A 13,382-nucleotide genomic window follows, 5' to 3' on the forward strand; every position below is an offset into this window, starting at 1 on the left:
GGAGAGATAAAAACGTATTTTCATTTCTCTCGATGGTATCGATTTGGGCGAAAAATTATTACTTTGTATTCAATCAGTCTAAAACGTAATAACAGATTATTCAAAAAGTAAATCTCTGAAAAGTATTGATATTTAGTCTAATACAGAGATAAGTCATTCTTACTGGAGGTAAAAAAATTACTTGATTGAAGGCTGAGTTAGGGTAATTAAATCTTCAGCAAAATATTTTTTTTAATTTCAATTAAACTTTCTGCCTATTTTTAGCGACTAACCTTTCGACAGCCTAGTGAACTGTCGTATCATCCCCGGCCGCAGCATGTTTTTCATGTCGCGGCTTTTTCAATTGTGTCCATGGGTAATACGCACGATTTAGCGTAATTCACTTGGGCGGTTAAAATGATAGCCCTGAGCAAAATCAACTCCTAGTTTCTTTAATGCGTCTACGGTTTTTTCGTTTTCGACGAATTCGGCAATAATTTCTTGATTGGCTGCTTTGGCGATCTCACAAATAGATTTAACTGTGGTGTAATCTAACGGGTTGTCCATCATATTCGCGATAATTGTACCGTCGATCTTTATTTTCTCTGTGGGCAGCTCCTTCAGATAGGCATAGGAAGAGTGGCCGCTACCAAAATCATCTAATGCAAAGCTACAGCCAAGTTTTTTTATGTTTTCTATAAATAGTTTAGCGCGCTTGATATTGGCAATTGCCACCGTCTCGGTCACCTCAAAACACAACTTATGGGCGGGGATCCCGCCTTTTTTAACTTTGTCGATAATGAAGGTTTCTAATTCGTGATCATTCATTGAATGACCAGACAGGTTGATAGAAATCATATAGATATTTTCAAGTTGATCTTGGTGTTGACGAAAATGCGCGAAAACGGCGCTGACCACCCAAGTATCGATTTGGCTTGTTAATCGATAGCGTTCAGCGATGGGCAAGAAGCTTGCAGGGCTAATGACCTTTCCATCAACCCCTTTCATGCGCAGCAATATTTCAAAATAGTGGCCACTCTGGTTGTCTTGTAAGGGCAGAATATCCTGCTTATAAAGGATGAATTGGTCATTTTTTAAGGCGTTATTAATTTGATGTACCGATAGGATATCCTGTTGTTTGTTATTGGCCTTCTCTTGGCTTGCATCGTATAGACGCACTGTATTGCGTCCTGCACTTTTTGCTAAACCACAGGCTACATCCGCGGCATTTAATAAATCTGTGGTGCTGTTATGCTTTACTTTTGGGGCGACGCCGATACTGGCACTTAAATGAAAGGTTTCACCTTCCCAGTGATAGGTTAGAGTACGTATATTTTCTTTGATATTATTTGCAATTTGCAGGGCCTTTTCAAAGGGACAATCTAAAATGAGAATAGCAAACTCATCTCCCCCGAGACGCGCAACTATATCATTGCTGCGCACATTACTTTTTAAAATACGCGCAACGCTAACGAGGATCTCATCTCCTGCAGCATGACCACACGTATCATTAATTGTTTTAAAATAATCTAAATCGATAAAACATAAAAAGTAGTTGTGCTGATTGTCCTGAATAACTTGTTTGAGGTTGCGCTCGAATGCTCGCCTATTTTGTAGCTCGGTTAAGGGATCGTGTGACGCTTGGTGAAATAAGGTCTCTGTTAAGTGTTTGAAATCGTTGCTTAGCTCTAATATTTCAGTCGGGGCCCGCTTGGTCGCCTCAAAATCATGGCCGGCTAGTGCTCGATGAGATGAATAAATCAAGCCATTTAATGGCTTACAGATCCTGCTGTTAGCCCACCACCATAGGGCGATAATCGCCAGAAAGAAGCCTATTCTGGTGATCCAACTGACTTCTTCCATTCGCTGTTTTTCCGCCTGCAAAAACCGCGCTTCGTTTTCAATAGTATTACTGGTTTCCTGTGTTAAAAACTGGATGTTTCGCGAAAGTAAAAGGCTGATAGGATCATATTGCTCCAGTAATTGGCCTAGGCTTTGTTGCAGGTCATTCGGGGGGAGGTCTAGCACTTCGACTAATACATCGTTGATATTTGCCACTAAGGTCTCAGATTCTGATATCTTTTTTGACAATGGCGGGAATCGGTTATGGCTTTGCATTTGCGCAAGTTCTTTTATGAGGTAGTCACCCATATTTTTAGCGCCAAAAATCAGGTATGTGTTACCTGAGCCGATAACAAGGTCTGCAGAAACTAAGAATTGTGAAGTGGTGTTTTCTATCCGTTGAAGATCCTTTTGCCACAACAAACTTTCATTGTGCTCACTCTCTAGAGTTTGCACGCTGTTAAAGCGATAAGCTAAGACTTGCTCTAGTATATAAGCGCCCAGCAAACATGCGCAGACTAATAGGGCGAGGTAACTTCTTATTCTCATTTTTGTCCTTCGGTTAATGCGCTATGGCTAGATTTTGTAGATCTTTTCTCCAACTGATATCGGTAATGGCAAGCGTTTTTAGTGCTGATCGCAAGGTAAGCAATGCTAATCTAGGTGCGATGGGAAATACTGACTGACCGTAAGCGGAAAGCGTTTCCCCATCGTCACTTAATAAGCTTTTTAATTGAGAAAATGATTTGCCTTGAATTACATGACTGATGCTTCGGGTCACTGTGTCATTACATTGTGGGCTTCTGCAGCGCTGGAAATAAAACCCTTTTAAGGTCCTGTCTAAATTGATAGCCCAAGCGATTTCAACGAGCCCCCACTTTGCCCATTCAGAACGTGCTTGTAAAAAACCTTCTGCTTTTTGGTCTTTATACAAGACGTATAAGGTGTGCTTAGCGACTTCGCTTTGATGGATAGTGAAGGGTAGCTGCTGCTTCATTTGCTCACGATCTGCTTCGGTAACATCGGTTACCACAGTTCTAAATTGATACTCTTGACTGTATAAAGCTTGGATAGCCGAGATGGGATCGCGCAATGAGCAGAACGCGGCCTGAGAGGGAAATGTTATTGTGAGCATAAAAAATGTAAGCGCAAAAAAAGCCGCTAATTTTGCCAGACTTGCCTTTGCAAGATCTGCTGGTTTTTTTACTTGAATGTTTGCCATTACAATCTGTATCTCATTTGAATGCTTAAGTCAGGCTCTATGTTAAGTGTAGGTGCTGCGTTTAATTTATGTTTAAACTGTGCGCTTATGTCAAAACCGTACGCATTTTGCCATTGCATACCCACTACCCAGTAACTGGCAGAATCTTTTTTATTCATTTGTTTAATGTTTTGATAACCCAGTTGCATATAACTTTTAAATTGCTCTTTGGCGCCTATCCAAGCAATTTCGGCGAAGCTATTTTGGGTATCGTTCCCTGCTTTTTGGCCAATAGATGACTCAAACATAAATTGCCACTGATAGTAAAAATATGAAGCATCTACCCCTAACTTTTTATGCTCGGTAGTGCCTGAACCAGTCAACACATCTCCGTAAAACCAAGAAAAACCTGCCGTTATATTTTTCTGACTCGGTGAACCAATACGACCTGAAAAAATGTGCGGGTTATGGGAGCTGGTTAGCTCGTTTCCTGAGCCTCTGGTGAATGCGATTTCATATTCTAGATAAGGCAAAATACCGTTCACTGACATCCCCCAATCGGCTTTTATCCCTCGGTCACCAAATGTGAATTGCCGTAACGTTCCATTGGTATCTTCCTGATACTCTAAGCCATAAGGAATTTCGAAATGGCCTAGTTTTATATTGAGTCTGCCTTGAGCTAAGGCCGTAAAATTAAAGTTGGTGATGCGCCAAGTCAGTTGAGTATCATCACCATCGTCGAAGAAGAATGGCACAGACGAAGCGTTATTTAATGATACCAAGTACGGTTGAAACATCAGGGTGCCTATGTCCCTATTTTTATGGCTGAACACCTTGTGCACGTCTAGCCCTAATACATAAGTAAAGGCATTGTGCTGGGTATCTGTGTTGCGATTGAGTCTAGCAGACGCATCAACAGACCAGCGCGCGTTGTCTCCCAGCAAGTCGCTACCGAGGTTCTCGGCATTGAGGATAAATGGAATGCAGCTTAAAAAAAGAGCAAGAATGTGTTGAGGCCCGGGGAAAAAAATCTGCATGAAATACTACTTTCCTTAATATTCTACCCAAGCAAATATATGCTTTTTAATTATAAGTTGAACCGCTTTGCTCGTGAATACTTGATGCTTGTCAATCTAGGTCATGTGCACAGGTTTAACTCTAGCTGGCCAACTTACTTTTTCATATTAGACATAGATATAAATCAGACTTGGTTTTATCGCCAACTTTTAGTTTGTGAATCTGTGGTTTTATCCTCAGCACTTCGCTGCGAGGTACGGCCACGTTATATTTGACACAGGGTTTTAAGTTTCATGTAGTCAATAATCGTCATTTGGCCATAGTGAACTTGAATAACATCTTGCGCTTGCAGCTCTTGGAGTAATTTATTCACGGTTTGTCTAGAGCTGTGAAGCATTAAGGCAAGCGATTCTTGGGAGATGCGTAAGGTGGTACCATTTTCGATGGGTGCCTGATGTTCTAACCCCTCGGCTAATAACAGAATTCGTCCACACAATTTGCCTTTTAACGATAAGCTTCCGGTTTCATCGATAAACGAAAATGTGGTGCGAATGCGTTGGCAAAGCAGGCGCATGAAATGCGGGTACAGTGTTGGGTGTTCTACCAATAGTGCTTTGAAGTCATGGCTAGATATTTTCAATAGCTCACAGGGTGTTTCAGCATGCGCATCATGAGCACGGGGCAATCCGTCGAACAAGGATATTTCGCCAAACCAATTCCCTGGTTGCATCCAGGTTAAAATTAGCTCTTTGCCTTCAAGGGTTACATTACTCAAACGGACCTTACCTGACATTACGCAGTACAAACCGTCACCTAAATCATGTTTCTGATAAACAAGTTGCCCTGTTTCAAGGCGCTTTAATTTCGCTGCCGTGACGAGTTGCTCGATAATGTCTTGCGGAAGTGATTTAAACCAAGGGCTCTGACTAAGAATGGGTCTAATTGTGTCTAAATGCATAGGAATTATCTTGAATTGTCGTATTAGCGACAGTTTGTAACTTACCTGTAGATTAAGTTGTTGACACAAATTTAACAATCTAAAGAAGCAAATTTATGTCAGCAGTAAAGCAACAGGTTAGTGAGCAAGAGTGGAAAGCCAGAGTCGACTTAGCGGCTGCGTATCGTATGGTGGCCCATTATGGTTGGGATGATTTGATTTTTACTCATATCTCAGCCCGTGTGCCGGGGCCAGAACATCATTTTTTAATTAACCCCTACGGTATGATGTTTGACGAAGTAACGGCTTCAAGTTTAGTTAAAGTGAACTTGCAAGGCGAAAAGGTCATGGAGTCTGATTATGATATTAATCCGGCAGGTTTTGTGATCCACAGTGCGGTGCATGAAGCACGCGAAGATGCGCAATGTGTTATGCATTTGCACACAACGGCCGGTATCGCGGTCTCGACCCAGAAACAAGGGCTTTTACCTTTAAGTCAGCAGTCTTTATTTGCGCTGTCTTCTATGTCGTATCATGAGTATGAAGGGGTTGCGTTAAACCCTGATGAGAAAAAGCGTCTGGTGGCTGACCTTGGCAGCACTAATTTCATGATATTACGCAACCACGGCTTGCTGACGTGCGCTGATTCTATCGCGGATGCATTTTTGGGAATGTTTTTACTGCAGCGCTCGTGTGAAATACAACTACAAGCACAAGCGTCTGGTCAAGAACTGATACCCATCCCTGAACAAATATTGGCGGGCATTCGAGCCCAAGCACAACAAGTTACTCGCTCTGCTGGCGGCGCGCTTGCTTGGCCGGGTATTTTACGTCAACTCGATCGAACCAATCCTGGTTATGACCAATAATGGAGCGCTTTCCCAATTTTGAGCAGTATCAAGCGAGTGCCAGTTACGCGCAAATTGGTGAACACAAAATCGCATACTGGACTGCACAAGATGCAGTGGCGGTTGAAAATGACGAGCCGTGGGTTTTATTGATCCATGGTTTCCCCAGTGCTGCTTGGGATTGGCACAATCAATGGCACGTATTACGCCCAAAATATCGCTTAGTGTGTCTCGATCTTCTGGGCTTCGGGCTGTCAGATAAACCCAATAAACACGATTACAGTTTACTTGAGCAAGCGGATATTCTCGAAGTGCTGTTGGCGCAATTGCATATTAAGCGATGCCATATTTTAGCCCATGATTACGGTGATTCAGTGGCACAAGAGTTATTGACTCGCCATGCTGAAAAGCGCTCAAATTTGAGTATTCAAAGTGTCTGTTATTTGAATGGCGGATTATTCGCTGATTGTCACCGTCCACTGTTAACGCAAAAACTGCTTAAAAGCCCTTTGGGGCCGCTTATGGCAAGGTTCATGAGTCAAAGTAGTTTGCACCGCAGTTTCGCTAAAATATTTGGCCCTAGTAGCCCGCCTGACGCTGCGCACATTGCGATCTTGTATGCGTTGCTGGAATGGAAACAGGGAAAACGTGTGCTTCCACATTTATTGAAATATATAGATGAGCGTAAAGCTCAGGCCTCTCGCTGGATTAACGCCATGCAACACACATCGGTGCCCCAGTGTTTTATTAATGGTGTGCATGATCCAATATCGGGCCAACATATGTTGAACCAGTTTGAACACCTATTACCCCATGCGCAAACTTATGCCTTGCAAGTCGGTCATTATCCTCAACTTGAAGCGCCAAAAGAGGTCACCGCTCTCTACCTAGCATTCGTCAATCATCTTGGCTAGCGAGCACTTAGATAGCAGCTAGATAGCAGCTAGATAGCAGCTAGATAGCAACTAATCCGAAGCTAGATAGCAACTAGCCCGCACTTAGATAGTAACTAGGCATTATCCAAATAGTCCTTAGATAAATAGGGCTTAGACGAATAGTAAACCACAGGATTGTAAAATTACGGACCAAGAGGAAAGTGATTAGACCATTGTCAAATCAGTACATAAAATTCTTTCTGGGCATTTAGCTTCTGGTCCTGCCGTGGCATACTTGCGCTCTTTTTTTAAGCCTGAACCTAACGCGTATTCGGGCGCAGCGCTATTTCGCTGGCGTGTCATGGAGCCTATCTGGTGAAAATTTATTATGAAGACAGTCTACCTTACGCTGCTGAATTTTTTGCAGGACTAGGTGATAGCCAGGTTTTTTCTCATAAAGATGTCAATGCCGAACTTGTCGCAGACGCCGATGTGCTATTGGTACGTTCGACCACTAAGGTTAATGCAGCGCTTCTTGATGCTAATAAAGCTATCAAATACGTAGGCACCGCAACCGCCGGCACTAACCATTTAGATAAAGCCTATCTGCAAAGTCGTGGCTTAGCCGTTCAATCTGCAGCGGGATGCAATGCTGTTGCGGTTGCCGAATATGTGTTGAGCGCTTTATTTGTAATGGCGGAAAAACTCGATTGGCAGCTAACCGATAAAACCGTTGGTATAGTAGGGGCAGGGCATGTCGGCACTCGCTTAAGCGAGAAATTGACCGCGCTTGGTATTCAGTATTATTTATGCGATCCCCCATTGGCAGATGCCGGTGACAGTAGGGACTTCGTTACGATGGATACCATCATGCAGTGCGATATTATTAGTCTACATGTTCCCCTTATTGAAGGCGGTAAGTACAACACAGAGCACATGTTTGACACGTCTCGCATCGCTCAGTTGCGGGAAGACCAGCTTTTGATTAACGCTTGTCGAGGTGAAGTGATTGATAACAAAGCGCTATTAGCGAGTTTTGTAGCAGGCCGTAAACTGAATATCGTATTAGATGTTTGGGAGAACGAGCCAGATATCGACCAAGCGCTTGTGCCGTATATTGCATTAGCCACCGCGCACATTGCTGGGCATACCGTTGAAGGAAAAGCCCGTGGTACTGAAATGCTCTATCAACAAGTTTGTGAGCAGTTTGGGTTTGATGCGACGAAGAAGCTTAGTGACTATTTACCGTCACCACAGCCGAACTGTATTAACCTTGATGAAACCCTTGAAGGGCAGGCGCTACTCAGTGCGTTGGTGCTCAGTGTTTATGATATCCGTATGGACTCAGCGCAATTTAAAAACACCATTGCGCAACCAGATCAATTTAGATATATCCGAAAAAACTATTCTATTCGAAGAGAATTCGCTGCACTTAGCGTAAATACTGGAAATTATCCTGGATCAGAGGCAATCTACGCACTCGGATTCAACCGTAAATAAGTTACTTAAACAAATAAACATTTTTTAGGAGTTATGCTACATGTCTCGGTCTTTTGATGTCGCCGTGTTGGGTGCTACTGGTTTAGTAGGACAACACATGATTGAAATTCTTGAACAAAGAGGATTTCCAGTCAACAAACTTTACCCATTGGCAAGTTCACGTTCTGCTGGTGGTACGGTGACGTTTAAGGGTGAAGAAGTAACTGTGTTAGACGCAGATACCTTTGATTGGAGTTTAGTACAATTAGGTTTCTTCTCGGCCGGTGGCAGTGTTTCTGAAAAGTTCGCCCCGATTGCTGCAGAAGCAGGTTGCGTTGTTATCGATAATACATCGCACTACCGTTACGAACCTGATATCCCGTTAGTGGTACCAGAAGTTAACGCCCACGCGCTAGCCGATTTTCGTAATCGCAACATCATTGCTAACCCTAATTGCTCAACGATTCAGATGATGGTCGCCCTTAAGCCTATTCACGACGCGGTAGGTATTGATCGTATTAACGTTAGTACTTATCAGTCTGTTTCTGGTGGCGGCAAAGAGTCTATGGATGAGTTAGCAAAACAAACTGCTGCCTTATTGAACGGTCAGGAAGCAAAACCTGAAGCCTTTAGTCGTCAAATTGCGTTTAACGTTATCCCTCAAATTGATGTGTTTTTAGACAATGATTACACCAAAGAAGAAATGAAAATGGTGTGGGAAACTCAGAAAATTTTAGGTGACGAAAGCATCCGTGTTAACGCCACCGCAGTAAGAGTGCCCGTGTTTTATGGTCACGGTGAAGCTATTCATATCGAAACTCGTACGCCCATAGATGCGCAAGATGCGAAAAATCTGTTAGCGCAAGCCCCTGGTATTGTTTTAAAAGCAGACCCTGCGGACTTTCCTACTCAAGTAGGTGATGCAAGCGGCAATGATGATGTTTTTGTTGGCCGTGTACGTAATGATATCAGTCACCCTAATGGATTAAACATGTGGGTTGTTTCTGATAATGTGCGCAAAGGCGCTGCTACCAACAGCATTCAGATTGCTGAGGTACTGATCCGCGATTACATGTAATCAACGAACATAATAAAATTAACCCACGGTGCGTATTTTATGCCCGTGGGTTAATTGTTTTTAAAGCAAGCCACTTTGAATATTCACTTTTAGTTTAGCCACTTATATATTCATATTTTAATTGGAAGTGCCGATAGCCTTTTATAGTCTTAGCGTAAATCAAGAAAAATTTAGGATACATGCCCTTTGTGAAACAAGGGAAAAACGTCACTAAAATGCCATTCTAGATCATCTTAACCTTCTGGTTTATAGTAAGATATGAAGACGTTATCCACTTGATATATGTACTTGTGGAATATTTTTTGCTCTCATTTGTTGTAATATGCAAGTGCGCGTATCAATAAGAATAAATGATTTTGTAAATACCCCTGATGGCGGGTTATTTACCCTAATTTTGAGGCATAAAGGATCAATGAATTTGCGAACGCTAGCCCTTTTATTTGTAGCGAGCCTCACACTAACTTTTGCTATCGGTCTTGAAGCAGCCGATTTTCAACAAATCCGTATTAAAGGGCCTAAAAATAGCGATTCGGATTTCTCTGGCCAAACTTATGGCCCGATAACCTCTTCTGACACACTTTGGCGCATCGCCAGCGAAGCAAGACAAAACACTAGTCATTCCATATATCAGGTGATGCTCGCCACGTATGAGCTAAACCCAGACGCTTTTGAACGCGATAATATAAATCTGATGCGAGACGGCGCTATCTTGCGCCTGCCCGCTTCTGGGTATGTGAGCAGAGTGAATGAAGCCCAGGCGATTGCGAAGGTCCGCTATGATAATCAATTGCTCAATTTAGGCGGTGAAGACGCTGGCAGCGGTGCCGGAGTTAACGCCAATAAGACTTTGGCCAGCAAGGACGACCTAGATGAAACAAAAGATATCATTGAAAAACGCTTAGGGGCCATTGATGAGGAACAAAATCGTCAATTCCAGCAAATCCGGCAACAGTTTGCCGAGTCGATTCTCAGTGTTCAAAGTATTCTGAATGAAAATCAAAGAGTGTTCGAAAGCCTAGACTCGGTAAATAAAGACTTAGCTGAAATACGCAGTCAAGAAGCACTGAGAGATGAGCAAATAGTGCAGATGGGTAAAAGCATTGATGAGCTACTGGCTAAATCTCGAGACGCCGAGGCAAAGGCGTTAGCCGAACAGCAAAAAGGTGGCTTTACCGATTGGCTGATGAAGCCACTCACCCTAATTATTACTTCAATCTTAGTGTCTCTTTTCATCTTAGGTGGTTTTGCTTACTGGTTAATAAAGCGTAAAAAGCCACAAGAGATGGATCTAGATTTACTGGCAACGAAAGACGAACCCGCTGATACCTATGTAGCCAGTGAAATGGACGATTTATCTGATGCCTTAAGCGAAGAATTAAGCTCAGAGTTAGATGACGAAAACTTGTTTGGCGACCAGAGCGTTGGAGATGACGTATTAGCCGAGGAGTTAAAAGAGTCATTTGACGAGAAGGATGGTCTACATGACAAGGAAGAGTTTGATGATCTTGGCGATGATATGTTGGTGCCAGATAGTGAACTCAATCCAACAGAAGACTTTGAAGCCGGAAGCGATGAGCTTGATCAAGACGATCTAGACAACTTATTTGAAGACGAAGATGACTTGTTGGCTGAAATTGATGATGAGATGGATAACATCAGTTTGTCAGACGATGAAGAACAGGATAATAGCGACGACAGTCAAGTTGACGAAATCGAATTGGATGTAGCAGAAAATACTGATAAAGAAGAGTCTGTTCCCGATGAGCAAGATGCGTCTTTGGGGTTAGATGTAGACGATTTAGATGCGCTGGATGAATTAGGCACTGATAGTGAGGTAATGATAGATGAAGGGCCAGAAGAAGCCCTTGAAGAAGAGCTTGCTTCTGAAATAGATGATGCTGAAAGTGAAGTGGACACTCCAACAGACTCAGCTCAAGACGTTCAAAGCGATATTAATGATATTTCTCCTGTTGAAGATGCTGATGAACAGCCGGAAATTAATATTGATGATTTACTGGTTGAGCCTAAACCTGAGCTTCCAGAATCGTCAGAAGTAAATGCAGACGATCCCATTAACGAGGATATGCTAGAGCAGCTTGATAAAGAGATTGCATCGCAAAGTGAAGAGCTAGATAACATTACTAGTAATCTGATTGACGAGCTTGAACAAGTTGAAATGATGCAGGATATGCTGCCAGAAGGGGAAGAGAAAGCAGAGCCTGAGTTTACAGGCACCCCACAGCGCGATATTCAGCAATTAGATAAAATTACCGAAGATTTAGGTGACATTTTTGCTGACGCTGATGCAGAAAGCTCAAATTCTGAACCTGACGAGTCTAATTTGGACGCACTCGCACCTTTATCTGAGCAGCCTGATGCGCCGTTAGAAAAACAACAACCGCTATCGGAGCAGGTCAATGAATCCGAAGAAGATGAAAACAATAGTGCACTAGAACGCGACGACGCGTTAGAGACAGAGGATGTATCAGAAGCTGACGTAGCGCCCACAGCGGATAAAGAGCCTTCAGCAGAACAAGCGCCTGCGGCAGACGAAACGCTCACGGCTGATGAAGCGCTTCTATCAGAACAAGCTGATGATGAGACACATGAAAACCATGAATCTCTAACAGAGCAAGCCGATGAAGATGAAAATGATAGCGCACTGGAACTCGACGACGCGTTAGAGACAGAGGATGTACCAGAAGCTGATGTAGCGCCCGTGGCGGATAAAGAGCCTTCAGCAGAACAAGAGCCTTCAGCGGATAAAGAGCCTTCAGCGGATAAAGAGCCTGCGGCGGATGAAACGCCCATGGCGGATGAAGCGCCTGCGGCAGATGAAACGCTTCTATCAGAACAAGCTGATGATGAGACACATGAAAACCATGAATCTCTATCAGAGCAAGCCGATGAACCCGAAGAAGACGAAAATGATAGCGCACTGGAACTCGACGACGCGTTAGAGACAGAGGATGTATCAGAAGCTGACATAGCGCCCGCGGCGGATGAAGAGCCTTCAGCAGAACAAGAGCCTTCAGCAGAACAAGAACCCTCAGCAGAAGAAGATGCAGCATTAGCAGAACCAGATACTGCCACATCCTCCCCAACGCAAGACGAAACAGATCTTACATCACAACCTGCTGAGGTTGACCCTACTGGTATTCATAGCGACGAGCAAGAAACCACGACTGAGCAAAATTCACTCGATGAACTTGAGTTTGTTCCAGAGGCAAGTGAACCAGGTGAAAATGGGGAGGCTAGTGAGGAAGACGCGTTAGAGCAAGCGCTAGCTGATTTTGATACTGACGAATTCGAATCAAATACGCCTTCTGCGAAACCTGTTGAAGAGCCATTAACTGATACTGAGCTAGGCGACATTGATGCTTTGGCAGATTTTGATGACGATGAACTAGAATCTGCGCTACAGAATTTTGTTTTAGATGATGAGCAGAGTAACGACGACGAAGCATCAACAGATCATAGGTTACCTCCTTCACAGGCCCAAGAAAACGATGAGTTAGATGAATTTCCGGAACTCGAAGATTGGTTAAATGAAGTCGACGAAGATGAAACAGATTCTATAGAAGAACTTGAGTCAGCTTCGTTTGATGACATGTTGCAAAGTCTGGATGATGACTTGAGCGACTCCCTTGAGTCTGCTTCAGTTGAAGAGCAAGCTCCAAGCAACATTAACCAAGCTGGTCAAAATATTGATAGTGCAGTGGATATCGCCACTTTACTTGAAGAGGAAGCGCCAGATGACGCGGAACGCGACTTTGTCGACGTTGATGATTTGCTAAATGATAGCATCACGGCAGATCCCTTACCCGAAAAAGCACTTGATTTAGAGTCGATCATGGGCGAATTTTCTACCGCTAAGGAAGATTCGGACCATGTTGATGTGGACAGCGACGATGGGTTTGGTGCTAAACTGGATTTAGCTCATGCTTATATAGAAATTGGAGAGACCGAGTCTGCCACAGAGTTATTAGAAGATATTATCGAGTATGGTCACCCACCTCAATCTGATGAGGCGAAGCGTGTCTTAGCCAGCTTACAAGGAGAAGAATAAGCTGCATAACGTCAATTAAGCGAATGAGTTTCGACGTTTTTTTTATATTATCTATGT

Annotated in this window: 9 protein-coding genes; 5 read left to right on the plus strand and 4 right to left on the minus strand. The window is 43.3% G+C overall.

Annotated elements, in window-relative coordinates; translation table 11 throughout:
* Window positions 1-369: 369 nt before the first annotated feature.
* The 4 genes from GCHA_RS11430 to GCHA_RS11445 all read right to left on the minus strand — a co-directional run bounded on the left by GCHA_RS11430 (window position 370) and on the right by GCHA_RS11445 (window position 4,997).
* Window positions 370-2,370, minus strand: coding sequence for a putative bifunctional diguanylate cyclase/phosphodiesterase (locus tag GCHA_RS11430; protein WP_007988302.1), 2,001 nt, complete (start codon window positions 2,368-2,370; stop codon window positions 370-372).
* A 13-nt stretch (window positions 2,371-2,383) separates the two neighbouring features.
* Window positions 2,384-3,043, minus strand: a complete 660-nt coding sequence (locus GCHA_RS11435; RefSeq protein ID WP_007988303.1) for a hypothetical protein — start codon at window positions 3,041-3,043, stop codon at window positions 2,384-2,386.
* On the minus strand, window positions 3,043-4,059 hold the full coding sequence (locus GCHA_RS11440; RefSeq protein WP_007988304.1) for a hypothetical protein: 1,017 nt from the start codon (window positions 4,057-4,059) through the stop codon (window positions 3,043-3,045). The genes GCHA_RS11435 and GCHA_RS11440 overlap by 1 nt, the downstream gene beginning before the upstream one ends.
* Before the next feature lie 245 nt (window positions 4,060-4,304).
* Complete coding sequence (locus tag GCHA_RS11445) at window positions 4,305-4,997, minus strand: Crp/Fnr family transcriptional regulator (protein WP_007988305.1); 693 nt, start codon at window positions 4,995-4,997, stop codon at window positions 4,305-4,307.
* Window positions 4,998-5,092: 95 nt separating this feature from the next.
* On the opposite strand from GCHA_RS11445, the gene GCHA_RS11450 reads away from it, so the two are divergent.
* The 5 genes from GCHA_RS11450 to GCHA_RS11470 all read left to right on the plus strand — a co-directional run bounded on the left by GCHA_RS11450 (window position 5,093) and on the right by GCHA_RS11470 (window position 13,325).
* Window positions 5,093-5,845 (plus strand): class II aldolase/adducin family protein, encoded by a 753-nt coding sequence (locus tag GCHA_RS11450; protein WP_007988307.1) that lies wholly within the window; start codon window positions 5,093-5,095, stop codon window positions 5,843-5,845.
* The gene (locus GCHA_RS11455) at window positions 5,845-6,738 is read left to right on the plus strand and encodes an alpha/beta fold hydrolase (protein ID WP_007988309.1); all 894 of its coding nucleotides are present in this window, start codon (window positions 5,845-5,847) and stop codon (window positions 6,736-6,738) included. Before GCHA_RS11450 ends, GCHA_RS11455 begins: the two co-directional genes overlap by 1 nt.
* Before the next feature lie 336 nt (window positions 6,739-7,074).
* Window positions 7,075-8,199, plus strand: a complete 1,125-nt coding sequence (locus tag GCHA_RS11460; protein ID WP_007988311.1) for a 4-phosphoerythronate dehydrogenase — start codon at window positions 7,075-7,077, stop codon at window positions 8,197-8,199.
* Between the two features lie 40 nt (window positions 8,200-8,239).
* A complete protein-coding gene (locus GCHA_RS11465) occupies window positions 8,240-9,256 on the plus strand; it encodes an aspartate-semialdehyde dehydrogenase (RefSeq protein ID WP_007988313.1) in 1,017 nt (338 codons plus the stop codon).
* A 412-nt stretch (window positions 9,257-9,668) separates the two neighbouring features.
* Window positions 9,669-13,325 (plus strand): FimV/HubP family polar landmark protein, encoded by a 3,657-nt coding sequence (locus GCHA_RS11470; protein ID WP_007988314.1) that lies wholly within the window; start codon window positions 9,669-9,671, stop codon window positions 13,323-13,325.
* Window positions 13,326-13,382 lie beyond the last annotated feature (57 nt).

This window comes from Paraglaciecola chathamensis S18K6, assembly GCA_000314955.1.
Taxonomy (GTDB): Bacteria; Pseudomonadota; Gammaproteobacteria; order Enterobacterales; family Alteromonadaceae; genus Paraglaciecola; species Paraglaciecola chathamensis.

Bases quoted from the DNA above. Each gene is read 5' to 3' on its own strand.
- GCHA_RS11440 (WP_007988304.1), bottom strand. From the start codon at position 4,059: ATGCAGATTTTTTTCCCCGGGCCTCAACACATTCTTGCTCTTTTTTTA.
- GCHA_RS11450 (WP_007988307.1), top strand. From the start codon at position 5,093: ATGTCAGCAGTAAAGCAACAGGTTAGTGAGCAAGAGTGGAAAGCCAGA.
- GCHA_RS11445 (WP_007988305.1), bottom strand. From the start codon at position 4,997: ATGCATTTAGACACAATTAGACCCATTCTTAGTCAGAGCCCTTGGTTT.
- GCHA_RS11470 (WP_007988314.1), top strand. From the start codon at position 9,669: ATGAATTTGCGAACGCTAGCCCTTTTATTTGTAGCGAGCCTCACACTA.
- GCHA_RS11455 (WP_007988309.1), top strand. From the start codon at position 5,845: ATGGAGCGCTTTCCCAATTTTGAGCAGTATCAAGCGAGTGCCAGTTAC.
- GCHA_RS11465 (WP_007988313.1), top strand. From the start codon at position 8,240: ATGTCTCGGTCTTTTGATGTCGCCGTGTTGGGTGCTACTGGTTTAGTA.
- GCHA_RS11435 (WP_007988303.1), bottom strand. From the start codon at position 3,043: ATGGCAAACATTCAAGTAAAAAAACCAGCAGATCTTGCAAAGGCAAGT.
- GCHA_RS11430 (WP_007988302.1), bottom strand. From the start codon at position 2,370: ATGAGAATAAGAAGTTACCTCGCCCTATTAGTCTGCGCATGTTTGCTG.